The organism is Planobispora rosea (assembly GCF_014648175.1).
GTDB classification, from domain to species: Bacteria; Actinomycetota; Actinomycetes; order Streptosporangiales; family Streptosporangiaceae; genus Planobispora; species Planobispora rosea.
The window spans coordinates 23,853-47,764 of record NZ_BMQP01000014.1 but is presented as its reverse complement, the minus strand read 5'-3'; the positions used below and the strand labels follow the sequence as shown (position 1 = coordinate 47,764).

The window sequence follows — 23,912 nt, the reverse complement described above, 5'->3', positions numbered from 1 at the left end:
GTCGGAGGAACGATCCGGAAAGGGGCCCGAGGTGGCCGTCGACGCGCGAACCCCGCAGGCCGACATCCACGCCCGGCAGCTCGCCGGGCTGGACGCGCTGGAACTGTCCGTCGGGCAGCGGCGCGGGTTCGCCTCCCGCCTGTGGTCGGGGATCTGGCCGGTCGCCTCCGCGATCGTGATCGTCCTGGCGGTCTGGCAGGGCGTCGTGCTCGCGGGCTGGTGGCCCGAGTACGTCTTCGCCGGGCCGGTCACCACTCTGACCGAGCTGGCCGACCGCATGGGCGAGGCCGAGTTCTACGGCGCCGTGGCCGTCACCATGCGCCGGGCCGTCGTCGGGTTCGCACTGGCCATCGCGGTCGGTCTCGTCGTCGGCGCCCTGGTGTCCAGGATCCGCCCGCTGCGCCGGGCGGTCGGCTCGCTGATCACCGGCCTGCAGACCATGCCGTCGATCGCCTGGTTCCCGCTGGCCATCCTGCTGTTCGGGCTGACCGAGAGCGCCATCACGTTCGTCGTGATCCTCGGCGCGGCGCCGTCCATCGCCAACGGGCTCATCGCGGGCGTCGACTACACCCCGCCCATCCTGCTGCGCGCCGGGCACATGCTCGGCCTGCGGCGGCTGAGCCTGTACCGGCACGTGATCCTGCCCGCCTCCCTGCCGTCGTTCCTGGCCGGGCTCAAGCAGGGCTGGGCGTTCGCCTGGCGGTCCCTGATGGCCGGTGAGCTGCTGGTCATCATCGCCAACCAGGCGTCGCTGGGCGAGCAGCTGCACTTCGCCCGCGAGCTGGCCGACTCAGCGGGCCTGCTCGCCACGATGATCGTCATCCTGGTCATCGGCATCGCGGTCGACCTGCTCTTCGGCGCGGCCGACACCGCGTTGCGCCGCCGCTGGGGCCTGCACCAGGTCACCACCTGATCGGACGGTCATGCGGATCTCCGCCAGAACCCAGTACGCCCTGCGTGCGACGGCCGAGCTCGCCGCCGCTCCGCCCGGCCCCGTCCACGCGGAGCGGATCGCGGCGGCCCAGGCAATCCCGCGCCGGTTCCTCGACAGCATCCTGCTCCAGCTGCGGCGGGCCGGAGTGCTGCACAGCCAGCGTGGCCCCGAGGGGGGCTACTGGCTGGCCCGCCCCGCCGAGGAGATCACCCTCGCCGAGATCGTCGCGATCGTCGAGGGCGTTCCCGAGGGCAGCGACCACGGCGGCTACCCGGGGGTGGCCGGGCCGCTGGCCGAGCTGTGGGAGGCGATGCGCGACCACGAGGAGGCCATGCTCACCGAGGTCACTCTTGCGCACGTGGCACGCGGCTCCCTGCCCGGGTCCCCGGCAGGCCGTACGGACTCCGCGACGCCCGGGTCCCCGGCAGGCCGCACGGACTCCGCGACGCGGATCGGATAGTGTGGCCCTCTCCAGCGGCGATCGTTTCGAGGAGGTGAGCCCCATTACCGCCAGATCAGGCTGGGCGCTCCCGCCTCGCGGCCGCGCGGTCCGCCCCGCGTAGCGCCCGGGAGCGCCCATCGGCAGTTTCCGAAGGGTTCCCATGTCGCTTTCCCCGCCGGCCCCGTCCCGGTCCGAGATCGTCGCCAGGCTCCGGGCGGCCGGTTGCGTCTTCGCCGAGGACGAGGCCCGCCTGCTCGTCTCCACGGCGCGGACGCCGGCCGACCTCGCCGTCATGCTGGACCGGCGCGTCGCCGGCCTGCCCCTCGAACACGTCCTCGGCTGGGCGGAGTTCTGCGGCCTGCGGATGACCGTGGACCCCGGGGTCTTCGTCCCCCGCCGCCGCACCGAGTTCCTCGTCCGCCAGGCCGCCACCCTCGCCCGGCGGATCACGGCCCCCACCGGCGGCCGGACCGTCGTCGTCGACCTGTGCTGCGGCTCGGGAGCGGTGGGCGCCGCGCTGGCGGCGGCCCTGGGCCGGGTGGAACTGCACGCCGTCGACATCGACCCCGCGGCGGTGCGGTGCGCCCGCCGCAACGTCGCCGCGGCCGGCGGCCGGGTGTACGAGGGCGACCTCTACGGGCCGCTCCCCGCCGCGCTGCGGGGCCGGGTCGGCGTGCTGGTCGCCAGCGCGCCGTACGTCCCCAGCGGGGAGGTACGGCTGCTGCCTGCGGAGGCCCGCGTGCACGAGCCGCGGACGGCGCTCGACGGGGGAGCGGACGGGCTCGACGTCGTGCGGCGGGTGGCCGCCGCGGCGGCGCTGTGGCTGGCACCGGACGGTGTCCTGCTGGTCGAGACGGGTGAGCACCAGGCGACGCGGGCCGCCGACGGCGTCGCGCGCGGCGGGCTGGTCCCGAGGGTGGCCGTATCGGGTGAAACGCACGCCACCGTCGTCGTCGGGACCCGGCCCGATTCCCGGGAGAACCGGGCTCTTGCGGAGGGAGCGATCGTGCCATCCGAACGGCCGGGAAGTACGATCGATTAATGACCGAAATGACCGAAACCAGTCCCGGCTGGCTGACTCCTGACGAGCTGGAGTCGGCACGTGCCCGGATGCCGATCCTCTACGTCGACGCCGTGCCGGTGCGGGTTGATGACACCGGAGTGGTCACGCATGTCGGCCTGCTGCTGCGCATCGGGGCGGACGGGACGGTGAGCCGCGCCCTCGTGTCCGGGCGGGTGCTCCACCATGAGCGCGTCCGCGACGCGCTCATGCGCCACCTGGAGAAGGACCTCGGCCCGGTGGCGCTGCCCCGCGTCCCGGCCTCTCCGCAGCCGTTCACCATCGCCGAGTACTTCCCGACGCAGGGGGTCACGCCCTACCACGACCCCCGGCAGCACGCGGTGTCCCTGGCCTACGTCGTCCCGGTCGCGGGGGACTGCCGTCCCCGGCAGGACGCCCTCGACCTCGTCTGGTTCACGCCGGAGGAGGCGGCCTCGCCCATGGTGCAGAAGGAGATGACCGGTGGGCAGGGGACCCTGCTGAAGCAGGCCCTCGCCCACATCGGCCGCCTCCCCTGAGGGTTCGCGCGGTGCGGCCGCCGCGCGGGGAGGCCGCTCGCCCGGGCTGGCGGGACCGGCGGCAGAGGCTCCGCCCCCGGCTTTCCCGCGCGGTTCCCCGGCGGTACGGCCGGGGCGCCGGGTTGTGCGGCCTCACGCCGCGGACGACGCGGTAGTCGACCGGCTCCACATCCGGACGGCATCGGCCTCGGCCCGCACCAGGCGATCAACCGGTCGTGCCGGTCCAGCCGGCCGGCAGGCGGGCCAGGCGGATCCGCTGCGGATGATCCCCGACGGGGATAGAGGTGATCTTGCGGCCGGTGGCGAAGTCGATGGCGGTGACCTGGTCGGCGTCGCTCTCGGAGATCACACAGGCCGCGCCGTCGCCGCTGACGGTGGCCCAGTAGGGCTTGGCCGCACCCACCAGCGGCCCTTCCTGCAGGGTGGCGCGGTCCACGATGGTGGCGTAGTCGTCCATCGTGCCGGCGACGCACAGTTTGGCGCCGTCAGGGCTCATGGATATGCCGTGGTGGCGGGAGTCGTTGACGAAGGTTCTGCGGTCGTCGCTGGTGTCGGGGTTCTCGGGCAGGGTCTTCACCCGGAGAATCCTGTCGGCGGCCACGTCGTACTCGACGAAGCCGTTGAAGAAGGACACCTGGAAATACAACCTGGACTCGTCGGGGGTGAAGGCGACGGGCCGGACCGCGTCGGACAGGTCCCTGCGGCCGAAGGCGTCGAGCCGGGGCCGCATGTCGATGACCTTGACCCTCCTGAACGTCGCGGCGTCCACGACGGTGATCTTGCGGTCGCCCTTCAGCCAGTCCTGCGACGGATCGTCGAAGTCGTTGTTGACCTCGCCGATCGACATGTTCCACAGGTGCCTGCCGCCGTCGGCGAAGACGTTCTCGTGCGGCTTGTCGCCGGTCTTGAACGAGCCGATCTGCCGGCCGGTGGTGATGTCCAGGACGTGGACGGTGTTGGAGGTGGACGCCGAGACGGCCACGCGGGTGCCGTCCGGGGAGACGGCCATGTGGTCGGAGCGGAATCCCGACACCGGGAAGCGCCACCTGAGCCTGCCGGTGGCGGTGTCGACGGCGGCCACGTCGGCGAAGCTGGGGCGGGAGACGACGATGGCCGAGCCGTCGGGGGTGGAGTACATGTCGTCGATGTACTGGTCGTGGCCTTCGCCGACGGTCTCCCGGATGCCCAGGAAGAAGGCCAGCCGGATGGGGTTGAGGTAGATCTCGCGCAGCCGTTCGTTCCTGTCGGGGATGAGGTTGATCCGGCCGATCCTGGCGAAAGTGCCGCTCGGCTTGATGACGTCGGCGACGCCTTCCCAGTTGTTGCCGACCAGCATCACCTCCTGCAGGGCGAGGGCGGCGTTCGCGGGCCCGGGGGTGAGGCCGCAGACGGTGCCGGCGGCCGTCATGACCGCCACGGCACCGCCGAGCAGGGATCTGCGCCAGCGTGCACAGGCAGAGGCATGCATGGTCATTCCTCCATGGGGGGGGTGGGGGGTGCAAGGAGTGCGCAACGGGCCCCGCGCCTCGGCGACGGCGTGAGGGGCCCGGAGACGCTCACGCGGATGGAAGGAAGTGATCGTGCGTGGCCGGCCGGGCGGTTCCGCAGCTGCTGCGGGCCGTGTGCCGGAGCCCGGCAAGTCTGAATATCTATATTTTCAAACCTTGTTACCTGAGAGTAGATACCTGTGATCCGCGCCACAAGCCCCGGTGGGAGAAAATCGGTGCATCGCGGAGCGGAGGACACGGTGGCGGGCAGAATCACACCGGCGGCCGGCCGGTACGGAGGCAGGTCGGCGAGCGAACGGCAGGCCGAGCGCCGCGCCCGCTTCCTCCGGGCGGGCCTGGACCTCTTCGGCGCCGAGCCCGGCTACCGCGCCACCAGGATCGCCGACGTGTGCCGGGCCGCCGAGTTGTCCACCCGCCAGTTCTACGAGGAGTTCCGCACGCTGGAAGACCTCCTGGCCGAACTGCACCTGCACGTCAACGACGTCGCCGAGCGGTCCGTCCTGGACATCCTGCCCCAGGTGCGGCACCTGGAGCCCTACGACCGCTACACCCGGCTGTTCCGCGCCTACGCCGCCGGAGCCACCACCGATCCCCGCCACATCCGCATCGCCTTCGTCGAGGTCATCGGCGTCAGCCCCCGCCTGGACCGCCAGCGCCTGAACCGCCGCGCCCGCTGGATCGACTTCCTGTGCGCACAAGCCCGGGACGCCGCCGAGCGCGGCCACATCCCCGACCGCGACTACCGCGTCACAGCCGCCGCGTTCATCGGGGCCGTCAACGGCCTCATGCACGACTGGGCCGTCGGCTGGGTCGACGCCACCCTCGACCAGATCACCGACGAACTCCTGTCGATGCTCCTGGACCGCCTCCACATCACCCCGCCGCCCCCGGGCCACCGGTGTGCGGAGATGCGGTAGCACGGATCCGGACGGAGCCTCCGGCCCTTGACGGCACGAGCGGCACGCCGGAAGGGACGGCACGCCGGAAGGGGAGTAGGGGTTCACTCCTCGGGGGGCATTCCGCGCAGCGCGTCGGCACCGAACATGGGCTCGAACATCGCGCGGTAGTCGGGGCCGCGGCGCAGGTGGTGCCCGCCGTCGACGTTGACGATCTGGCCGGTGATCCACGACGACTCGGGCCCGGCCAGGAACCGGGCGGCCTCGGCGACGTCATCGGGTTCGCCGACCCGGCCCAGCGGCATGCACGCCAGGTAGTCGTCCAGTACGGGGCCGGGAGCGGTGATGCCCGCGACCAGCTCGGTGCGGACCAGGCCCGGCCGGATGCCGTTGACACGCACGCCCACCGGGCCCAGTTCGTCGGCGCCCAGCTTCACCAGATGGTCCGCGGCGGCCTTCGACACGCCGTACGCGCCGAACCAGCGGTGCGTGGTGGACGCCGCGATCGACGAGATGGCCACGAACGCACCGCCCCGCGGGGTGTTTCGGGCCATGGTGCGGGCGGCGTGCTTGAGGGTGAGCATCGTGCCGGTGGCGTTCAGCTCCAGCGTGGCCCGCCAGGCGTCGGTGTCCAGGTGCGGCAGGGGGCCGATCGAGGTGGATCCGCCCGCGCTGTGCACGACGGCGCGCAGCGGCGCGGGTGCCGCGGCGAACGTCACCGCCGCCGCGACCTGCTCCTCGTCGGTGACGTCGGTGACGATGTGGCGCGCGCCGATCGTCTCGGCGGCCTCCTTCAGCCGCGCCTCGGTCCGGCCGCAGATGGTCACGATGGCGCCGTCGGCGGCCAGGCGCCGCGCGCACGCCAGTCCGATGCCGCTGCCGCCGCCGGTGACCAGCGCCGCCGTGCCGGTCAGCGGGGGGTGGTGCCGGTCATGGAGCCTCCTGGTCGGTGATCGGCAGCGGTGGCGTCGCCGTCCGCGGGCAGGGGCGTGCGGGGCGAGGCGTTCACCGCCGAGGCTCCTGCGCGGGACTCACGTCGAGAGTAGCCCCTTAACCAAGCAAGCGATAGGTAGATGCAGGGGGATGCCGATCTCTCACGGCGGGCGGCGGGAGGGCCGCCCGCCCCCAGGGGAAGGGGACGCGGGATCACCGTGGCCCCGCAAAGTCCGTACCGGTGGGAGGGGTTCGGGGCATGCGGCGCCCGGGGGACGGCCGGGATCATGTGGTGAGGGGGGATGAGCTGCCGGAAGTAAACTGCGTGGGTGACTTCTGATACTTCGGTGCCGCCCGGCTCGGAGCCGCCGGCGCCGGAGCGGCGTCGCCCCGGCGCCCGGGCGACCGCGTCACCGTCCCCGGGTGTGACGAACCGCCTGACGACGCCTACGGGCGAGTTCGACCTCGCCCGCTTCCCCGAGGACCCCCGCGACCCGTTCCGCGCCTGGGACGCCGCCGACGAATACCTGCTCCGGCACCTGCGGGGGTCCGGCGGCGCGCCGGCGGACCCGTCGGGCGCCGTGGCCGGGCCGGTGGATCTGTCGGGCGCCGTGGTCGTGGTGGGCGACCGGTGGGGCGCTCTGGCCACCGCACTCGCCGATCACCGCCCCGTGCAGGTCACCGACTCCTTCCTCGCCCAGGAGGCGACCCGGGCGAACCTGAAGCGCAACGGGATCGACGCGGACGCGGTACGGCTGCTCTCGACCAGGGACACGCCGCCGGACCGGATCGACGTGCTGCTGGTCCGGGTACCCAAGGGGCTCGCGCTCCTGGAGGACCAGCTGCACCGCCTGGCGCCCCACGTGCACGCGGGCACCGTCGTCGTCGGCACGGGGATGGTCACCGAGATCCACACCTCGACGCTCCGGCTCTTCGAGCGGATCCTCGGACCGACCAGGACGTCGCTGGCCGTGAAGAAGGCGCGGCTCATCTTCTGCTCGCCCGATCCCGGCCTCGCCCGGACGCCCAACCCCTGGCCGCGGAGCTACACGCTGCCCGCCGATGCCGGAGCGGCCGCCGGCCTGACCGTCACCAATCACGCCGGCGTCTTCTGCGCCGACCGTCTCGACATCGGCACCGGATTCTTCCTGCGCAATCTTCCCCGGCGCCGCGGGCCGGAGCGCGTGGTGGACCTGGGCTGCGGCAACGGGGTGGTCGGGACGGCGGCCGCGCTGGCCAACGGCGAGGCCGAGGTGCTGTTCATCGACGAATCCCACCAGGCGGTGGCCTCGGCCGAGGCCACGTTCCGGGCCAACGCCGGCGAGCGGAGGACGGCGGAGTTCCGGGTGGGGGACGGCATGGCCGGTGTGCCGGCCGGGACGGTGGACCTGGTGCTGAACAACCCGCCCTTCCACACGCACCGGGCCACGACCGACGCGACGGCCTGGCGCATGTTCACCGGATCGCGCGCCGCGCTGCGCCGCGGGGGCGAACTGTGGGTGATCGGCAACCGGCACCTGGGATACCACGTCAAGCTCCGCCGGATCTTCGGCAACTGCGAGGTCGTCGCGAGCGACCCGAAGTTCGTGATCCTGCGGGCGGTCAAGAACTGACGTCCCGGCGGCCCGTCCGGACGGGCGCGGTCCGGACGGGCACGGTCCGGACGGGGGCGGCCTGAACCGGCGCGTACGGAGGGGCCTGCACAGAGGGGTCTGCACAGAGGGACCTGCACAGAGGGACCTGCACAGAGGGGCACAATTGAGGGCATGTCGCGACGCGGTTCACGCTCCCGGGCCCTGCCCGCCCTCACCACCTCGTGCCCGTGCGGGCTCCCCGCCCCGTACCGGGACTGCTGCGGGCGGCTGCACCGGGGGGAGGCCGCCGCGGCCACCGCGGAGCTGCTCATGCGCTCGCGGTTCAGCGCCTTCGCCGTCGGCGACGGCGAGTACCTCCTGCGCACCTGGCATCCCACGACGCGCCCGCCCCGCCTCGACCTCGACCCGGCGCTGCGGTGGGTGCGGCTGGAGGTCCTGGAGAGGACCGGCGGCGGCGTCATCCACACCGAGGGGACCGTACGGTTCCGCGCCCACTATCTGGAGCGCGGGAAGGCGGGGGAGATGGACGAGCACAGCCGCTTCGTCCGGCACGACGGCGCCTGGGTGTACCTGGGGGCGATGTAGGACCCCGATCAGGGGAGCGAACCGGTCAGGAATCGAGAAGCTCCGGACCCGGAGCCGCGCCTAGCCTGATCACCATGGACATCACCATTCACGCGAGCTTCCTGCCGCACGACGATCCGGAGGCCTCCCTGGCCTTCTACCGCGACGCCCTCGGCTTCGAGGTCCGCGACGACGTCGGATACGACGGGATGCGCTGGATCACGGTCGGTCCCGCCGGTCAGCCCGGCGTCTCCATCGTCCTGCAGCCGCCGGTCGCCGACCCCGGCATCACCGACGACGAGCGCCGTACCATCGCCGAGATGATGGCCAAGGGCACCTACGCGGGCATCGTCCTGGCCACCGCCGACCTCGACGGCACCTTCGAGAGACTGCAGGCCGGCGATGCCGAGGTCGTCCAGGAGCCGATCGAGCAGCCGTACGGGATCCGCGACTGCGCCGTCCGCGACCCCGCGGGAAACATGATCCGCATCCAGGAGCGGCGCTGACGACCGGGCCTGTGCGGGCGGCGCCGGGCGAGGAGGAGACCGGTGGATGTCCGGCGCCGTTTCGCACGGTGGGCCGCGGGGTGTTAAAGGCGCGAGCGGGCGGGCACCTCGCAGACATGCCTGAGGAACCGAACAGCACACCGCCGCCGCAGAGTCAGTCGTACCCGGGTGACACCGGGCAGATGACTCCCGAGCCCCGTGACGAGATGCGCGACTACGTGGGCAGGGACCTGCTGGCCGGCAAGCGCGCCCTGATCACCGGAGGTGACTCGGGGATCGGCCGCGCGGTCGCGGTCGCCTTCGCCAAGGAGGGCGCCGACGTCGCGATCGCCTACCTGATCGAGCACGAGGACGCCAACCACACCAGGAAACTGGTGGAGGAGGCCGGGCGGCGCTGCGTGCTGCTCCCGGGCGACCTGGCCGACCGCGACCACTGCGCGGCGATCGTCGACCAGACGGTGGCCGAGCTCGGCGGTCTCGACATCCTGGTCAACAACGTGGCCTACCAGTCGCCGGTGGAGTCGCTGGAGGAGCTGAGCGACGAGCAGTGGGAGCACACGTTCGCGGTCAACATCCACAGCTACTACCGGGTGACCAAGGCGGCGCTGCCGTATCTCCGCGAGGGCGGCGCCATCATCAACACCTCGTCCATCAACGGGCTGCGCGGCAACAAGACGCTCCTCGACTACTCCGCGACCAAGGGAGCGATCAACGCCTTCACCTACGCGATGGCGCAGAACCTCCTGGAACGGGGCATCCGGGTCAACGCGGTGGCGCCCGGACCGGTCTGGACCCCCCTGATCCCGGCGACCTTCCCCGAGGAGAGGGTCGAGGAGTTCGGCAAGCAGGCGCCGATGAAGCGGGCCGCCGACCCCGACGAGATCGCGCCGTCCTACGTCTTCTTCGCGGCCGAGAGGCTGTCGTCCTACTACACCGGCGAGATCCTCGCCCCGATCGGCGGGGAGACCCTCCCCGGCTGAGGACTCCGGGCGGGTACGGCCTGCCGCCGGACCCGCCCCCGTACTCTCCTCGGCTCCCCGGTGCCCGTCGCAGGGCCGCTCCGGTACGGATCATCCGCGTGACCGGACTCCCTTCCTCCGGTGGCTCACCGGAGGAAGGGAGTGAGGTTCAGGGGAAAGCCCCGTGACGCCCGGCGCTCCGGGGGCGCGTCAGCGGCGATCCCCCATGATCTCCCCCGTCTCGGCCAGGAGCCGCCCGACGTAGTCGCGGGCGCCGGCCGCCACGGTCAGCGGCGCCGCCTGACCGGCCCACAGGTTCACCAGGTCGGCCAGGCCGCGCCGGGCCGCCTCCCGGCGCAGTCCCAGCATCAGCGCGTTCTGCACCGGGTACGGCGGCACCTCCGCCTCGGAGGCCGCCATCTCCCGGACGAACCGGTTGGGGATCGCCCTGGCCAGGCGCCCGGAGAACAGCCTGGTGAGCACGGTGACCCGGGCGTCGGGGGTGTGCAGGGCGGCCTTGTGCAGCGCGCTGGCCCCCGACTCCTCGGTGGCCAGGAAACCGGTGCCGATCTGCACGCCGTGCGCGCCGAGCGTGACCGCCGCGGCGACGCCGCGCCCGTCGGCGATCCCGCCCGCGGCGATGACCGGGACGGAGACGGCGTCGGCGACCTGCGGGACGAGGGAGAAGGTGCCGACCAGCGACTCGCCCACGGGCCGCAGGAAGGCGCCCCGGTGACCGCCCGCGTCGCTGCCGGAGGCCACGACGGCGTCCAGCCCCGCCTGTTCCAGGGCGATCGCCTCGTCCACGGTCGTCGCGGTGCCGATCGTCGCGATGCCCCGGCGGCGGGCCTCGGCGAGCACCCGCGCGGGCGGGACGCCCATGACGAAGCTGAGCACCGGGGGACCGGCCGCGAGCAGCGCGTCCACCTGCTCGTCGAAGTCCTGCCCGGCCTGACGGCCGGGCTCGGGCGCGGGGAGGCCGAGCTCCTCGAAGTAGGGCCGGAGCCGGTCGACGTCGGCCGGTTCGGCCCGCAGCTTCTCCTCACCGGGGTGGGGGACCCAGAGATTGACGGCGAACGGCCGGGTGGTCGCGGCCTTGAGCTCGGCCACCAGTCCGGTGAGCTCACCGGGGGAGAGGATGTGCCCGCCGTACGATCCCAGGCCGCCCGCCTCGGACACGGCCGCGGCCAGCGCGACGGACGACAGGCCGCCGCCGAAGGGGCCCTGCACGATCGGGTGGTCCAGGCCGAGCAGCCGCTCCAGCCTTCCACTGGACCACGCGGGGATGCGCGCGCCCATCAGGCCGCCGCCCCGTCGAGGACGCGGCGGCCGGAGGCGAGCCGGAGCGCGGTCTGCGCGACCCGGCGTCCCAGGTGCTCGGCCGTACGCAGGTCGGCGGGGGAGGGGGCGATGTCGGGGCCCGCGTCGGAGGGCGACTGTGCCATCGCGCCGAGGAAGCCGCCGAGCCGGTTGAGATCGTCGTCTCGGCCGTCGGCGCTGTACAGCCAGCCCGGCGGCAGGCCCAGGGTCACCCAGGTCATGCCGTGCTGGGCGGCGAGGAGCGCCATGGAGGTGAGCGTGTTGAGCTTGTCGCCGTTCACCCCGGCCGAGTTGGTGAAACCGGCAGCGATCTTGTCTCGCCAGCCCATGTCCGCCCAGACCTTGGCGCTGGCCTCGGCGAAGGACTGGAAGGCGGCCGACTGGCTGCCCATGTAGGTCGGGGAGCCGAAGATGATGGCCTCGGCCCTGTCCAGCGCCTCCCACAGCTCGCCGGTCAGGGAGGTCACGTCGTGCAGCTCCGCCAGCACGCCGGGCACGGAACGTGCGCCCTCGGCGGCGGCCCGCGCCTGGCGCGCGGTGTGGCCGTAGCCGCTGTGGTAGGCGACGGCGACAGTGATCAAGTCAGGCATCGGTGCCCTTTCTGGTTCGCAGGTGCGGACCGAGCTTATAGACGACCGGTCAACTATGTCCAATCATAGTTGACCGACCGTATACTTCGGACATGGGACGATCGAGCACCGCCCGGGAACGGCTCCTCGAGGCCGCCTGCGAGCTCATGCTGAGCCGGGGGTACGGCAGCATCGGCGTGGCCGAGATCTGCGCGCGCGCCGATGTGCGGAAGGGCAGCTTCTATCACTTCTTCGAGTCCAAGCAGGCCCTGACGATCGCGGTGGTCGACGCCCACTGGCAGGCGCAGCGGGCGGCCTGGACCGCCATCCTGAACGGGCCGGAGCCCGCTCTCGACCGGCTGGAACGGCTCTTCCGCGAGCAGGCGGAGGGGCAGCGCCGGGCCAAGCTGTCCGGCGGGGCGGTGCACGGCTGCCTCCTGGCCAACCTGGCGCTCGAACTGAGCCAGCAGGACAGCCGGGTCCAGGAGCGCCTGGAGGAGATCTTCACCGAGCAGATCGGCCTGGTCCAGGCGGCCCTCGACGACGCCGCGGGCGAGGGCGCCATCCCGGCGCCGCGGCCGGGCACGGCCCGCTCACTGGTGGCGCAGCTGGAAGGGCTGGTGCTGTTCGCGAAACTGAGCAACGACCCGGAGATCCTGGACGACCTGTGGGAGCAGGCCAGGCTCCTGCTGGGAACGGCCGCCAGCCCCGCCCTCGCCGTGTAGGCACCGCCTCGTCATCCGGGTCCGTCCGGCCGGAACGCGTCACGGCACCTCCGCAGGGATCACCGGGTGCGCTCGAAGGCGAACGCGGCCCCGCTCCCGCTCTCCCGGTAGCCCATCGCCCGCAGCGCCTTGTCCGAGGCCGCCCGGCCGGCGAACTCCTGCGCCACCTCGCGCAGGCGGGGGTCCAGCCCGCTCGCCGTCCCCCGCAGGTACGCGTCGGGGTCCAGCCCGACCAGCTCGGCAGCCCGATGCAGGACGGCGGTCACCGGCTTCGCCTCGGTGCGGCCGGGCCGTCCCTATGCCCGGCCGGACAGGCGCCGGGCGATCGCCAGAGCCATGGCCATGACGGTGAGCTGCGGATTGACTGTCGGGCAGGTCGGAAGCACCGACGCGTCGGCCACCCACACCCCCCGCACCCCGCGCAGCCGGCCCCCCGGGTCCACGGGGCAGGCCGCCTCCGGCGCCCCCATCCGGGCGGTCCCGGTCGGATGGAAGCCGGCGAGGTGGAGGCCGTCCAGGGGGACGGCGGCGAGCAGGTCCGCCGAGTGCGCCCGCGGCCGCCCCGGCAGGCCGGTGAGCACCTCGCGGGCGCCCGCGGCGAACAGCACCTCCGCCATGGCCGCGATGGCCCGGCGGAGACGGATCGCCTCGGCGGGACCCAGGTCGTAGCGGAGCAGGGCCCGGCGCCTGCCGTACACCCTGCCCCGGGGACCGTCGGCCACCATCGCGCCCAGGACGGCCAGCCGGTCACCGTCGACCGAGCGCAGCTCGCGGCCCACGCCCGGCGGAACGAACGAGCTGAGGCCCGGCGGGCCGCCGGTCGCCTCGATGAGGACGCCCTCGCCGTGCAGTTCCTCGATCCCGACGCTCTGCAGGACGCCGCGCCACGCCGTCACGGGCTCGTCGAAGACCCCGGCGACGCTGACGGCCGGATGGATGCGCAGGTTGCGGCCCAGGTGCGGGTGGTCACCGAGGCCCGACCGGCGTAGCAGCAGCGGTGTCTGCAACGCTCCGGCGCACACCACGACGACGGGCGCGAGGATCTCGGTCCGGTCCGTGCCGGACAGGCCCCAGACGGTGCGCGCCGTGCCCGGCAGGCCTCCGAGGGCGCTCGCCGCGCCGGACGGGCTCAGGACGACACCCGCCGCGCGGCCGCGCTCCACCAGGATGCGCTCGGCGCGGGCGCCGGTGACGATCCGGGCGCCGGCCGCGCATGCGCCGGGCAGGACCGACAGGTGCACGCCGTATTTGGCGCCGGACGGGCAGCCCGCGACGCACTCTCCGCGGCCGCGGCAGCCCGGGGCGTTGCGGCGGAGCGGGGCGGCGCGCCAGCCGAGGCGCGCGGCGCCCAGCAGGGCCAGCTCACCGTTGCGCCCGAGCACGCCGAGCGGCTGCGGCGCGACGCGAAGGATGCGCTCGACTTCGTCGAGCAGGGGGTCCAGGTCCCACGGCAGCCCCCACCGCCGGCGCCAGTCGTCCTGCACGGCCTCCGGCGTGCGGTAACAGGTACCCGAGTTGACCAGGGTCGTGCCTCCGACACCGCAGGCCGTGGGGAGCAGCACGGGGCGACGGCCGAGGGCGACCGTCGCCCCGCCGTCGCGGTACAGCTCGGTGAAGCGCTCCACCGGCGGCCTTCCCCGGAAGTCGGCCGTGGTGAAGCGGCGGCCCTCCTCGACCACGACCGTCCGGAGTCCCCGCCGGGCCAGTTCGAGTGCCACCACGGCACCTCCCGCCCCGGAGCCGACGACCACCGCGTCGGCGGTCGAGCGGCGCGGCCACTCCGTCACCGGGACGCAGTCCAGCCAGGGGTCGCGGGACGTCTCCCCGGGCTCCGGGACCCAGCGGTCCGCGGACCGCGCCATGATCATCATTGTTTTCAGGGCGAAGGCCACCGGCTCGGCGCGGGCCGCCACCGCCCGCACCACCGCGTCGCACCGCTGCGGGCCGAGACCGGCCAGCGGTCCGCCCCCCACCAGCCAGGACGTCGCCTCCAGCACGCCGATACCGGCGTGGAACCCCGCCCGCGCCGCCCATGGCAGTCTCGTAAGCAATGCGCGCAGGCGGGCCGCGACCCGTTCCGCCTCGGCCGGGTCCTCGACGCCCAGCACGGCGCCGACCGCGGCCCCGATCGCGGAGCGCGTCGGGAAGGGGACCGGACCGACACCGTGGCAGGGGCAGGAGTCACGATGCCGGTCCGGTCCCCTTCCCGACGCTGGGCCAGGGGGCGCGGGGGTCACGGAGGGCTCCGCCGGACGGCCCCGGCGTCACGCGACCCGATCTCGGCATGGGCGGTGCCGTCGAGCCGCCACTCGCGTTCGCGGCGCCAGCGCCCGCCCGCCCTGGTCTCGACGACGACCGTCGCGCTCGCCCGCTCGCTGTTGTGGCACACCGCGGGAGCCCCGTCGGGGTCGGCGTAGTCGACGGCGAGCGTCTGTCCGGGCGGCAGGGTGACCGTGACCGAGATCCGGCGGTCGCCGACGCGGCCGCGCACCGACCAGTGCGGCAGGCCCAGCCGCGCGGTGAAGCGCGCGGCGTTCAGCAGGGGGTCGCCCGCCGGCCAGTCCCGGCCGTCCACCCGCAGCCGGAGCAGCGGCAGCGGCCTGAGCCGGTTCAGGCCCGGCCGGGTGGACACGGCGGCGACGATCTCCAGGACGTCACCGCCGCCGAGGTCGGCGTGGAGCCAGCCCCAGGTGCGGGCGTTGCCGTGCCCGTAGATGCGGGCGGTCGCGCCGGGGGCGCCGTCCAGGTCCAGACGGCGCCCGCCGTAGGAGACGGTGCCGGTGAAACGGGCGGCGGGCGCCGTCACGATCTGCGCGGCGGGCAGGATCTCCCGCCGCCACGCCCAGGCGGGGAAGGTGTACAGGACGTCTCCGCCGCCGCTTCGGGTCAGCCGCCAGCCGAGGTCGCCCGCCCGGCCCGTCAGCGTGGCGGGGCCCATCGTCACCTCCCCGGCGGAGAACGGGTGCGCGCCGGGCCGCAGCGGGTCCGGGCCGAACCGCCCGAGGACCGGCGGGCCGTCGGCGGGGAAGACGGCGGCCCAGCCGTGCGTGTAGGCGGGCGATCCGTCGGCGGGGGCCACGAGCTCGTGGTGGATCCACACGCCGGCGCCCGAGACGGGATCGCTCAGCGTGCTGTACCAGACCTCCAGCCGTCCCGGCCGGCCCCGCCACCGGGAGGCCAGCGGGTCGGGCCCGGCGTCGCCTCCGGGCCGGAGGCCGCCGAGGAACGGCAGGAGGTCGCGGCGCAGGTCGAAGCGGAGCACGCCCTCGGCCGCGATCTGCCCGGAGGCGGAACTGATCGTCACCGGCAGCGTCGTCATGGACCGGACGGGCCGGCGCGGATCGATCGACTTCCAGCCGTCCAGCCGATGGTCCCCGGAGGAGAGCCGGTAGCGGATGCGCCGCCGGGTCAGGGGAGCGATCTCGATCGTTCCGGTGACCGGGACGTCGTCGGCGAGCCCGCCGACCGTGAGCCGGCCCGAGGCGCGGGCCGTGACCTCGCCCCAGGGGACGAGCGGGCCGTCGACGACCGCGTCGAGGCGCAGCAGGATCGGCCGGCCGTCGCGGGTCGTGCCGGTCATCGTCTCGTGGAAGCGGGTCAGCGGTCCTCACCTCCCAGCATGAGGCGCTCGGTCTCGGCCAGATAGCGGGTCGCCGCCGCGTGGGCCTCCTCGGCCTCCCCCGCGCAGACCGCGTCGATCAGCGGCGTGAGCCTCTCGGCCGCCCGCCCGGGGTCGCGGAACGGGGCGATGAGCAGCTGCCGCACCGGCAGGTAGGCGTTGAGCAGCGAGTTGACCAGGAAGCCGTAGACGCGGTTGCCCGAGGCGGCGGCCAGGACCCGGTGGATCTCGCACTCGGCGAGCTGCGCGTCGTCGGCCGTCTCCGCGGCGGCCACCGCTCCGTGGAGCGTCCGCAGGTCGGCGCAGTGCTCGGGGCGCCGCCGCCGGGCGGCGTGGGCGTAGACCAGGGCACCGATCTCGCGCCGCGTCTGGAAGATCTCCTCCAGCCAGTCCGGTCCGTTCGCGACGACGAGCATGGGCAGCAGCTCCGGTCCGCCGGAGCTCAGGTAGTCGAGCACCCGGGTGCCCACGCCGTGCTTGGTCTCGACCAGACCGAGCTGGCCGAGCCGGGAGAGGGCGTGCTTGAGGCTGGTGCGCGTCACGCCGTACTCCGCGGCGAGCTCCCGCTCGGAGGGCAGGTAGGCGCCGGGCGGGTAGCGCCCGCTCAGCACGTCGTCGCGCAGGCGCGCGACGAGTGCGTCCACCAGGGTGTCCCGGGCGATGATCACAAGGTGTTCCCTTTGCTGGATGAGTGGCTCATCCACTGAGCCATCAAGATTTTCTCACTCGCTTCTGACCTGCGTCAAGACTGCTCTTTGCGGGGTTTGGAACGTACTAAACAGGGATATACGGGTTGACGTTTTTCCGAGAGTTCCTGCAGGCTCTGCCGCCATGAAAAACAGATCCGCAGGCCGTCGCCTATCGGTCCTGCTCACCGTCCTGTCGCTCGGGGCGGCACCCGTGGTGACGGCGTCACCGGCCGCGGGAGCGCAGCGTACGGCTCCGGCCCCCGGCTCGCTGGGCGGATGCCCCAACCTGCCCGCCGACAACGTCTGGCACTCCGACGTCTCCCGGCTGCCGGCGCACGCGTCCAGCCGGGCCTACGTGTCGAGCATCGGCGCCTCCAGGAAGGTCAAGGCCGACTTCGGCTCCGGCCTGTGGGAGGGCGCCCCCATCGGCATCCCCATCACCTACGTCAAGCCGGGCCAGCCCGGGGTCCCCGTCTCCTTCGAATACCGCTCCGAGAGCGACCCCGGCCCCTACCCGGTCCCGCGTGGCGCCGCGATCGAGGGCGGTCCCTCCGGTGACGGCGACCGCCACGTGCTGGTCGTCGACACCGGCGCGTGCAAGCTCTACGAGCTGTACTCGGCCTATCCCTCCGGAAAGGGCTGGAAGGCGGGGTCGGGAGCGGTGTTCGACCTGAACTCCAACAAGTTGCGCCCGGCCGGATGGACCTCCGCCGACGCCGCCGGCCTGCCGGTCGCCCCCGGCCTGGTGCGCTACGAGGAGGTCGCGGCCGGGCGCATCGATCACGCCGTCCGCGTCACCGTACCGCGCAGTCAGCGCAAATACCTCTGGCCCGCGCGCCACTTCGCCTCGGACTCCGCCGACGCCGCGCTGCCGCCCATGGGACTGCGCCTGCGCCTGAAGCCCGGCGTGGACATCAGCGGGCTGCCGCCCCAGGCCCGGGTGATCGCCGAGGCGATGAAGAAGTACGGTCTCATCGTGGCCGACAACGGCTCCGCCTGGTACATCAGCGGAACCCCGGACAGCCGCTGGGACAACGACCAGCTCCGCAGACTGGGCAACCTGCGCGGCTCCGACTTCGAGGCGGTGGACACCGCCTCGCTGATGGTCGCCCGCGACTCCGGCGCCGCCCGCCGCTGACCCGCGGCCGGTCTGCCGGGAGGCCGCCGATCACCGCGCCACCCGCCCCGTCTCGCCCCGGGGGTTCGAGGTCGTCTAGCCAGGTCTGCCCAGGTTCGTGCGACGGGCTCCGGAGAGGAGACGCGCCAGGGCGTGGAGGGTCTCCACGGGCGTTCCGGGGAAGGGGGAGACGCGGAGCACGGGGGTCCGCATGTCCAGCGGGGCTCTGCCGACCGGTACGGTGCCCACGAGCAGGGACGCCTCCGCGGCCCGGGAGGCGGCGTCCACGACGGCCGCCGCGGGATCCGCGCCCGGCGGGGGCCTGAGCGTGACGACGGCGCAGGGCTCGCCGAGCGGTTCGGCCGCACGCCAGCCGCCGGCGCCGTCGAGGAGACGGCGCGCCGTGACGCCCAGCTCCGCCAGGCAGGCGCGGACCGCGGCGGGACCGAGCGCGTGGTGCTCCCGTACGGCGACGCCGAGGCCGGACCGCGCGGCCATCGACCCCTCGGCGGTCTCGTAACGGGCCGCGCCCGGCAGGGGCGAGGGCTCTCCCCGCGCCCAGACGTGGCCGCCGAGCGCGGGCGCCGCGGCGTCCATCTCCCAGCGGCGTCCTGTTCCGCCGGGCTCCCGGTCGTGCCCGGTCCCGCCGTCCCCGCGGCCGTTCCGGGCTCCGCCGGACTCCTGACCGTCTCCGGCGAGACCGGGGACGATCAGGAAGCCGGCCCCGCGCGGCCCGGCGAGCCACTTGCGGGACGTCCCGACGTAGGCGGCGGCGCCGACGCCGCCGGTGTCCACGTGCCCGATGGACTGGCACACGTCCAGGACCAGCGGCACGCCGGCCTCACGGCACAGCCGCCCGATCGTCCGCGCGGGCTGGACGACGCCCCGGTGCGAGGCGATGTGCGGGACGGTCAGCAGGTCCAGCCCGCCGGCCAGTACGGACCTCAGCCCGCCCGGGTCGACGCGGGAGTCGTCGTCCACCGGGACCTCGACCAGCCGCCAGCCGCGCTCCCGCGCCAGGCGGTGCAGGAGCATGAGCGTGCTGCCGTACTCGGCGCGGGTGAACCCGACCCGGCTGCCCGGAGGGAGCCGCCACCCGCCCAGCAGCGCCGCCATCGCCGCCGTCCCGCTCTCCAGGAAGGCGACGTCCCGCGCGCCCGCGCCGACCAGGGAGGCCAGCGCGGACCGGGACGCGGTCAGGTCCGCGACCGCCCGGTAGCCGCCCACCTCGCGCTCCCGCCGGAGGTGCGCGACGACGGCGTCGAACACCTGGTCACTGGGGACGTTGCAGCCGGCGGCGTCGAGGTGGCCGGGCGGCGCGCCGGGCCGCGCCGCCCGCCAGGCCTCGGCGACCGCCGCGTGCACCGGCCGGGCCCCGTGGGTTCCGTGGGTTCCGGGGGTCATACACCGGCCAGGGTGAGGCTGAAGTCGCCGGTGGGGTCGGTGTACTGGCGCAGCGTCGCGAACCCGGCCGCGGCGAGCTCGTCGCGGAGCCCGTCCGGGCGGAACTTGGCGCTGATCTCCGTGCGCATCTCCTCTCCGGCGGCGAACGACACCGACAGGTCCAGGCCGCCGACCCGGACCCGCATGTCCCGGGTCGCGCGCAGCCGCATCTCGATCCAGTCGTGCCGCTCGTCGTACAGCGCCACGTGCTCGAAGGCGTCCGGGGCGAAGTCGGCCTCCAGCTCCCGGTTGATCACGTGCAGGACGTTGCGGTTGAACGCGGCCGTCACCCCGGCCGCGTCGTCGTAGGCCGCGACCAGCCGGGCGGTGTCCTTGACCAGGTCGGCGCCGAGAAGGAAGGTGTCACCGGGGCGGAGGGTGGCGCGCAGGTCCTTCAGGAAGATCGCGCGCGCGGCCGGATCGAGGTTGCCGATGGTTCCGCCGAGGAAGGCCACCATCCGCCGGCCCGCCCGCGGCAGCAGCCCGAGATGGTGTTCGAAGTCGGCGCACACCGCCCGTACGGTGAGCCCGGGGGAGCGGGCGGTGATCCGCCGCGCCGCCTCGGCGAGGGTGAGCGCGTCGACGTCCACCGGCGTGTAGGCGCGCAGCGTCCCGGCCGCGGTGAGGGCGTCGAGCAGCAGGACGGTCTTCTCGCTGGTCCCCGAGCCGAGCTCGACCAGCGTGTCCGCGCCGCAGGCCGCCGCGATGTCGGCGGCCCGCTCGCGCAGGATGGCCAGCTCCCGGCGGGTCGGGTAGTACTCGGGCAACCGGGTGATCTGCGTGAACAGTTCGCTGCCCGTCGCGTCGTAGAACCACTTCGGCGGGAGTTGCTTGGGGGTGGCCGTCAGCCCGGCGCGGACGTCGTGTTCGAGGGCCTGGCGCAGATAGTCGCGGTCGAGATGGTTGATCACATGGACGGCTGACTGGCTGACGGGCACGGGGCCTCCAGGGTCGGTGGGGCAGGCTGAGAGAAGAGTCAGGCTGAGAGAAGAGTCAGGCTGAGAGAAGAGTCAGGCTGAGAGAAGGGCCGGGCTGAGAGGCGGATCGGGCTGGGAGACGGGCCAGGTTGGGAGGGGCGGGCCGGGCCGCGGGCGTGTCAGAGCGGCTGGACGTGCACGCCGCCGGGCGAGGCCAGCAGCAGGCTCCGGTCCGGTACGGCCCGCCAGCCGGGCCGCTCGTCCAGAGGCTCGCTCGCCACGAGCACACCGCCTCCGGGACGGTCGTCGCGGTGGAAGAAGAGGGTGTCGCCCCAGGCGGTCGCGGCGAGCGAGGCGCCGTCGCAGGCGAGCAGGTTCAGCCGGGCCCCGGGGTCCTTGCCCCCGGCGTGCGAGACGACCTCGGCGAGGGCGTCGCCGAGCGGGAGCCCGGCCCGCCGCCGCGGGAACACCGCCGCGGCCAGCCAGGCGGAGTCGCAGGAGCTCTCCGGGCCGCCGGCGCTCTCCGCGCCGCCGGCCGGCTCACCGCCGCTTCCCGGGCCGCCGGCCGGGTCGCCGACGAGGTCTCCGACCGCGTCCCGGGCGACGCGGCCGTTGTGGCTGAGCAGCCACCGCCCGTCGGTGAAGGGCGCGGTGGCCGTCTCCTCGACCGGCATGCCGACGGTGGCCGAGCGTACGGCGGCCAGCAGGCAGTGCGAGCGGGCGATCCGCGCCAGGGCGGGCAGGTTGGCGTCGGTCCAGATGGGGACCGAACGGCGGTAGCGGACCGGCTCGGGGTGGTCGGGGTCGTACCAGCCCATGCCGTAGCCGTCGGCGTTGACCGTGCCGTACCGCTGCAGGCGCGGCGCGTAGGACTGTTTGAACAGCCCGTTGCCCGGCTCGTGGATCAGCGAGGTGAGGGTGCGCGGCGCGCCCAGCCAGGCCGCGTGGCGGCACATCACGCGTCTCCCGGGGAGGCCGGGCGGGCGCAGCGGAAGCCGGAGAAGATCTGCCGCCGGATCGGGTGGTCCCAGTTGCGGAAGGTCGTGCGGACCGCCGCCGGATCGGCCGCCCAGGAGCCGCCGCGCAGCACCCGGTAGTCGCCTCCGAAGAAGACCTCGCTGTACTCGGGGTAGGGGAAGCTGCGGAAGCCGGGGTAGGGCAGGAAGCGGGAGGAGGTCCACTCCCACACCTCGCCGATCATCTGCTCGGCGCCGTACGCGCTGGCCCCGGCGGGGAAGGCGCCCAGCGGCGCCGGTCGCGCCGCCCGGTGGCCGAGGTTGGCCCGGCCGGGGCCGGGGTCCTCGTCCCCCCAGGGATACTTGCGGGCCCGGTCCGCCGCGGGGTCCCAGCCGCAGGCCTTCTCCCACTCGGCCTCGGTGGGCAGCCGCTTTCCCGCCCAGCGGGCGTAGGCGTCGGCCTCGTACCAGCACACGTGCTGGACCGGCTCGTCCATGGGCACCGGCTCATCGCGGCCGAAGCGGGTGCGCCACCAGGTGCCGCCGTCCCTGACCCAGAACAGCGGGGCGCAGGCGCCGCTGTTCTCGCGCCACCGCCGGCCCTCCGCGGACCACCAGCGCGGGTCGTCGTAGCCACCGGCCTCGATGAAGGCGGCGTAGGCGCCGTTGCTCACCGGGAACCTGTCGATCCAGTAGGCGGGCAGGTCGACCCGGTGGGCCGGGCGTTCGTTGTCGTAGGCCCACGGCAGCAGGTCGGTGCCCATCAGGAAAGGGCCGCCGGGGACGAAGACCTCCTCGGCGCCGCTTGCGGAACCGGCCCGGCCGGGCGGCAGGTCACCCTCGGCGACCAGTCCCGGCTGCCCGGACAGCTGCAGGGTGGCGAGCATCGTCTCGTCGTGCTGGTGCTCGTGCTGGATCACCAGGCCGAAGACGAAGCCGTTGCGGCGCAGCGGGTCGGGGTCGTCCAGGTCGATCTTGTCCAGCACGTCCAGCACCCGGCCCCGCACGCCGGAGATGTAGCGGCGGGCCTCCTGCGGACCCAGGATGGGCAGGGACGGACGGTCCCGGCGCGGATGCTTGAAGGCGTCGTAGAGGTCGTCGATCTCGGGACGGAGCGGCGTGATGCCGCCCGCCTCGCGCAGCACCCACAGCTCCTCGTAGTTGCCGACGTGCGCCAGGTCCCACACCAGCGGGGACATCAGCGCGGAGTGCTGGCGCACCAGCAGTTCGTCGTCGGCATCGGTGTAGGCCAGCGACCGGCTGCGCACGGCGGTCAGCTCGGCGGCGATCAGCTCCTTGATCTCGTGCTCACTCATACCCGCGCCTCCTCGATCAGCCAGTCCGGCAGGGACCGTCCCGGCGAGCTCACCAGATCCATCAGGTCGTCGGCCGGGGACCGGCCGGACGTCACGTAGCGGTCGGCGAAGGCGGCCACCTCGCCGACCAGGCCGGAGGGCGCCCCCAGGCGGGGCAGCGCCTCGACCGCGGCCCGGAAGCAGACCTCGGCGGCCCGCCGCATCAGCGGATCCCGCAGGCCGCACCGCGCGGCCCGCGACCACAGACCCCGGTGCGGTTCGCAGGCGGCCAGCGCCGCGCCGGCCGCCCGGCCGTCCGTCACCAGGGCGTGGGCCACGGCCGTGCACACCGGCCAGTGCTCCGGGCGCTGAGCGTCGAGGTAGCGGATCTCCAGCCATCCGCGGGGCCGTACCGGGGGGAAGACCGTCGTGGCGTGGTAGGCCAGATCCGCCAGGGTCGGCGGGTGCCCGCCCCCGCCCAGCCAGTCGCGGAAGGTCGAGCCGTCGCGGACCGTACGGCACCGCGGCTCGCTCCCCGGGTCCCCGCCCTCGCGTACGAGCATCAGCCGGGCGTCGAGGAGGTACTCCGCCCAGTCCGCGACCGGGTCGCCGGTCGTGGACACCGGGGCCGTCCGCGACCGGTCCAGGTTCTCCCAGACCGCCTGCCGGCCCGACATCCAGCCGGTGGGCAGGCCCTCCCGCAGCGGCGAGTTGGCGAAGGCCGCGCTGAGCACCGGCCCCAGCAGGTGCGCGCGCTCCCAGCGGGCGGCGGGCTCGTCGCCCAGGTCCAGGTTGATCTGGACCGAGGCCGTGGAGCACATCATCAGCGGCCCGTACGGCACGCCCAGGAACTCCGCCATCGCGTCGTAGCGGGGCAGGCGCAGCTGCCGCCGCGGCGGCCGCACCGGATCGAGCCCCACCCCGGCCGGCACCAGTCCCGCCTCCCGCAGGGCCCCGCGCACGGCGGCGACGTCGGCCTGCAGCCCGGCGACCGCCTCAGCGAGCGGGCCCGCCGGACCGGACAGCTCCAGCTGACCGCCCGGCTCGAACGTCACGCGGCTCCCGCCCGGCAGGCGGGGGAGGGCCTCCTCGACCCTGGCCCGCGGGACGTGGCGGGTCACGTCCGCACGGTCGAAGACCAGGAACTCCAGCTCAATCCCCACCCGGTCGCCGGCTGCCGCCCGATCCCCGGCGGGGCTGAAGCAGTCCCGCGCGTAGCGCTCCACCTCCCCACGGTCCCGGATCGGCGTCTCCTCGATCGCCAGACCGGTCATCGTCTCCCCTTCCGCCCGACGCGTACGGATCTACAGACCCGCGAGGCGCGCGAACGTTACGGGGATCACGCAA

At 74.0% G+C, this 23,912-nt stretch carries 24 protein-coding genes; 11 read left to right on the top strand and 13 right to left on the bottom strand.

Annotated features, from left to right (window positions below; genetic code table 11):
• Positions 1–31 precede the first annotated feature (31 nt).
• The 4 genes from IEZ08_RS15995 (at position 32) to IEZ08_RS15980 (ending at position 2,954) form a co-directional block, all read left to right on the top strand.
• Positions 32–913, top strand: coding sequence for an ABC transporter permease (locus tag IEZ08_RS15995; protein ID WP_068928749.1), 882 nt, complete (start codon positions 32–34; stop codon positions 911–913).
• 10 nt (positions 914–923) lie between these two features.
• Positions 924–1,394: an RrF2 family transcriptional regulator gene (locus IEZ08_RS15990; RefSeq protein WP_068923301.1), complete on the top strand. Its 471-nt coding sequence runs from the start codon at positions 924–926 to the stop codon at positions 1,392–1,394.
• A 142-nt stretch (positions 1,395–1,536) separates the two neighbouring features.
• Entirely contained in the window at positions 1,537–2,418 is an 882-nt protein-coding gene (locus tag IEZ08_RS15985) for a putative protein N(5)-glutamine methyltransferase (RefSeq protein WP_068923302.1), read from the top strand.
• On the top strand, positions 2,418–2,954 hold the full coding sequence (locus IEZ08_RS15980) for an NUDIX hydrolase family protein (RefSeq protein WP_203863402.1): 537 nt from the start codon (positions 2,418–2,420) through the stop codon (positions 2,952–2,954). The genes IEZ08_RS15985 and IEZ08_RS15980 overlap by 1 nt, the downstream gene beginning before the upstream one ends.
• A gap of 205 nt (positions 2,955–3,159) precedes the next feature.
• On the opposite strand, the gene IEZ08_RS15975 is transcribed toward IEZ08_RS15980, so the two are convergent.
• Positions 3,160–4,422, bottom strand: coding sequence for a YncE family protein (locus tag IEZ08_RS15975; protein ID WP_189242393.1), 1,263 nt, complete (start codon positions 4,420–4,422; stop codon positions 3,160–3,162).
• Positions 4,423–4,701: 279 nt separating this feature from the next.
• Between IEZ08_RS15975 and IEZ08_RS15970 the strand changes: the two genes are divergently transcribed.
• The gene (locus IEZ08_RS15970; RefSeq protein ID WP_189242392.1) at positions 4,702–5,379 is read left to right on the top strand and encodes a TetR/AcrR family transcriptional regulator; all 678 of its coding nucleotides are present in this window, start codon (positions 4,702–4,704) and stop codon (positions 5,377–5,379) included.
• A gap of 83 nt (positions 5,380–5,462) precedes the next feature.
• On the opposite strand, the gene IEZ08_RS15965 is transcribed toward IEZ08_RS15970, so the two are convergent.
• A complete protein-coding gene (locus tag IEZ08_RS15965; protein ID WP_189242429.1) occupies positions 5,463–6,272 on the bottom strand; it encodes an SDR family oxidoreductase in 810 nt (269 codons plus the stop codon).
• Positions 6,273–6,716: 444 nt separating this feature from the next.
• Between IEZ08_RS15965 and IEZ08_RS15960 the strand changes: the two genes are divergently transcribed.
• From IEZ08_RS15960 to IEZ08_RS15945, 4 genes are all read left to right on the top strand, one after another.
• A complete protein-coding gene (locus IEZ08_RS15960) occupies positions 6,717–7,904 on the top strand; it encodes a methyltransferase (RefSeq protein ID WP_068923307.1) in 1,188 nt (395 codons plus the stop codon).
• A 153-nt stretch (positions 7,905–8,057) separates the two neighbouring features.
• Positions 8,058–8,471, top strand: a complete 414-nt coding sequence (locus IEZ08_RS15955) for a YchJ family protein (RefSeq protein WP_068923308.1) — start codon at positions 8,058–8,060, stop codon at positions 8,469–8,471.
• Between the two features lie 74 nt (positions 8,472–8,545).
• On the top strand, positions 8,546–8,956 hold the full coding sequence (locus tag IEZ08_RS15950; protein ID WP_068923309.1) for a VOC family protein: 411 nt from the start codon (positions 8,546–8,548) through the stop codon (positions 8,954–8,956).
• A gap of 116 nt (positions 8,957–9,072) precedes the next feature.
• Positions 9,073–9,936: an SDR family oxidoreductase gene (locus IEZ08_RS15945; protein WP_189242391.1), complete on the top strand. Its 864-nt coding sequence runs from the start codon at positions 9,073–9,075 to the stop codon at positions 9,934–9,936.
• A gap of 189 nt (positions 9,937–10,125) precedes the next feature.
• On the opposite strand, the gene IEZ08_RS15940 is transcribed toward IEZ08_RS15945, so the two are convergent.
• Together IEZ08_RS15940 and IEZ08_RS15935 are read right to left on the bottom strand one after the other, a co-directional pair.
• Positions 10,126–11,214, bottom strand: a complete 1,089-nt coding sequence (locus tag IEZ08_RS15940; RefSeq protein WP_189242390.1) for an NAD(P)H-dependent flavin oxidoreductase — start codon at positions 11,212–11,214, stop codon at positions 10,126–10,128.
• Positions 11,214–11,825 carry a flavodoxin family protein gene (locus IEZ08_RS15935; protein ID WP_068923312.1) on the bottom strand — a complete coding sequence of 204 codons (612 nt, stop codon included), beginning with the start codon at positions 11,823–11,825 and terminating at the stop codon, positions 11,214–11,216. Before IEZ08_RS15935 ends, IEZ08_RS15940 begins: the two co-directional genes overlap by 1 nt.
• 92 nt (positions 11,826–11,917) lie before the next feature.
• Between IEZ08_RS15935 and IEZ08_RS15930 the strand changes: the two genes are divergently transcribed.
• Positions 11,918–12,529 (top strand): TetR/AcrR family transcriptional regulator, encoded by a 612-nt coding sequence (locus IEZ08_RS15930; RefSeq protein WP_068923313.1) that lies wholly within the window; start codon positions 11,918–11,920, stop codon positions 12,527–12,529.
• Between the two features lie 59 nt (positions 12,530–12,588).
• On the opposite strand, the gene IEZ08_RS15925 is transcribed toward IEZ08_RS15930, so the two are convergent.
• The 4 genes from IEZ08_RS15925 to IEZ08_RS15910 all read right to left on the bottom strand — a co-directional run bounded on the left by IEZ08_RS15925 (position 12,589) and on the right by IEZ08_RS15910 (position 16,816).
• Positions 12,589–12,795: a hypothetical protein gene (locus IEZ08_RS15925; protein WP_068923314.1), complete on the bottom strand. Its 207-nt coding sequence runs from the start codon at positions 12,793–12,795 to the stop codon at positions 12,589–12,591.
• 30 nt (positions 12,796–12,825) lie between these two features.
• Positions 12,826–14,637 carry a GMC family oxidoreductase gene (locus tag IEZ08_RS15920; RefSeq protein WP_203863401.1) on the bottom strand — a complete coding sequence of 604 codons (1,812 nt, stop codon included), beginning with the start codon at positions 14,635–14,637 and terminating at the stop codon, positions 12,826–12,828.
• A gap of 125 nt (positions 14,638–14,762) precedes the next feature.
• Positions 14,763–16,109 carry a tocopherol cyclase family protein gene (locus tag IEZ08_RS15915; protein WP_203863400.1) on the bottom strand — a complete coding sequence of 449 codons (1,347 nt, stop codon included), beginning with the start codon at positions 16,107–16,109 and terminating at the stop codon, positions 14,763–14,765.
• Positions 16,110–16,126: 17 nt separating this feature from the next.
• The gene (locus tag IEZ08_RS15910) at positions 16,127–16,816 is read right to left on the bottom strand and encodes a FadR/GntR family transcriptional regulator (protein WP_068923315.1); all 690 of its coding nucleotides are present in this window, start codon (positions 16,814–16,816) and stop codon (positions 16,127–16,129) included.
• Positions 16,817–16,979: 163 nt separating this feature from the next.
• Between IEZ08_RS15910 and IEZ08_RS15905 the strand changes: the two genes are divergently transcribed.
• Entirely contained in the window at positions 16,980–17,975 is a 996-nt protein-coding gene (locus tag IEZ08_RS15905) for a hypothetical protein (RefSeq protein WP_203863399.1), read from the top strand.
• 75 nt (positions 17,976–18,050) lie between these two features.
• On the opposite strand, the gene egtE is transcribed toward IEZ08_RS15905, so the two are convergent.
• From egtE to egtA, 5 genes are all read right to left on the bottom strand, one after another.
• Complete coding sequence (gene egtE, locus IEZ08_RS15900; RefSeq protein WP_189242389.1) at positions 18,051–19,358, bottom strand: ergothioneine biosynthesis PLP-dependent enzyme EgtE; 1,308 nt, start codon at positions 19,356–19,358, stop codon at positions 18,051–18,053.
• The gene (gene egtD, locus IEZ08_RS15895; protein ID WP_189242388.1) at positions 19,355–20,335 is read right to left on the bottom strand and encodes an L-histidine N(alpha)-methyltransferase; all 981 of its coding nucleotides are present in this window, start codon (positions 20,333–20,335) and stop codon (positions 19,355–19,357) included. Before egtD ends, egtE begins: the two co-directional genes overlap by 4 nt.
• Positions 20,336–20,493: 158 nt before the next feature.
• Entirely contained in the window at positions 20,494–21,270 is a 777-nt protein-coding gene (gene egtC, locus IEZ08_RS15890) for an ergothioneine biosynthesis protein EgtC (protein WP_189242387.1), read from the bottom strand.
• A complete protein-coding gene (egtB, locus tag IEZ08_RS15885; protein WP_068923320.1) occupies positions 21,270–22,586 on the bottom strand; it encodes an ergothioneine biosynthesis protein EgtB in 1,317 nt (438 codons plus the stop codon). Before egtB ends, egtC begins: the two co-directional genes overlap by 1 nt.
• Positions 22,583–23,839, bottom strand: coding sequence for an ergothioneine biosynthesis glutamate--cysteine ligase EgtA (egtA, locus tag IEZ08_RS15880; protein WP_189242386.1), 1,257 nt, complete (start codon positions 23,837–23,839; stop codon positions 22,583–22,585). The genes egtB and egtA overlap by 4 nt, the downstream gene beginning before the upstream one ends.
• Positions 23,840–23,912: the final 73 nt, after the last annotated feature.

What these genes read in the sequence shown, in the direction of transcription:
- IEZ08_RS15990 (WP_068923301.1), top strand. Translation starts at nt 924, where the DNA reads ATGCGGATCTCCGCCAGAACCCAGTACGCCCTGCGTGCGACGGCCGAG.
- IEZ08_RS15985 (WP_068923302.1), top strand. Translation starts at nt 1,537, where the DNA reads ATGTCGCTTTCCCCGCCGGCCCCGTCCCGGTCCGAGATCGTCGCCAGG.
- IEZ08_RS15980 (WP_203863402.1), top strand. Translation starts at nt 2,418, where the DNA reads ATGACCGAAATGACCGAAACCAGTCCCGGCTGGCTGACTCCTGACGAG.
- IEZ08_RS15975 (WP_189242393.1), bottom strand. Translation starts at nt 4,422, where the DNA reads ATGCATGCCTCTGCCTGTGCACGCTGGCGCAGATCCCTGCTCGGCGGT.
- IEZ08_RS15955 (WP_068923308.1), top strand. Translation starts at nt 8,058, where the DNA reads ATGTCGCGACGCGGTTCACGCTCCCGGGCCCTGCCCGCCCTCACCACC.
- IEZ08_RS15950 (WP_068923309.1), top strand. Translation starts at nt 8,546, where the DNA reads ATGGACATCACCATTCACGCGAGCTTCCTGCCGCACGACGATCCGGAG.
- IEZ08_RS15945 (WP_189242391.1), top strand. Translation starts at nt 9,073, where the DNA reads ATGCCTGAGGAACCGAACAGCACACCGCCGCCGCAGAGTCAGTCGTAC.
- IEZ08_RS15940 (WP_189242390.1), bottom strand. Translation starts at nt 11,214, where the DNA reads ATGGGCGCGCGCATCCCCGCGTGGTCCAGTGGAAGGCTGGAGCGGCTG.
- IEZ08_RS15935 (WP_068923312.1), bottom strand. Translation starts at nt 11,825, where the DNA reads ATGCCTGACTTGATCACTGTCGCCGTCGCCTACCACAGCGGCTACGGC.
- IEZ08_RS15930 (WP_068923313.1), top strand. Translation starts at nt 11,918, where the DNA reads ATGGGACGATCGAGCACCGCCCGGGAACGGCTCCTCGAGGCCGCCTGC.
- IEZ08_RS15915 (WP_203863400.1), bottom strand. Translation starts at nt 16,109, where the DNA reads ATGACCGGCACGACCCGCGACGGCCGGCCGATCCTGCTGCGCCTCGAC.
- IEZ08_RS15905 (WP_203863399.1), top strand. Translation starts at nt 16,980, where the DNA reads ATGAAAAACAGATCCGCAGGCCGTCGCCTATCGGTCCTGCTCACCGTC.
- egtE (WP_189242389.1), bottom strand. Translation starts at nt 19,358, where the DNA reads ATGACCCCCGGAACCCACGGAACCCACGGGGCCCGGCCGGTGCACGCG.
- egtC (WP_189242387.1), bottom strand. Translation starts at nt 21,270, where the DNA reads ATGTGCCGCCACGCGGCCTGGCTGGGCGCGCCGCGCACCCTCACCTCG.
- egtB (WP_068923320.1), bottom strand. Translation starts at nt 22,586, where the DNA reads ATGAGTGAGCACGAGATCAAGGAGCTGATCGCCGCCGAGCTGACCGCC.
- egtA (WP_189242386.1), bottom strand. Translation starts at nt 23,839, where the DNA reads ATGACCGGTCTGGCGATCGAGGAGACGCCGATCCGGGACCGTGGGGAG.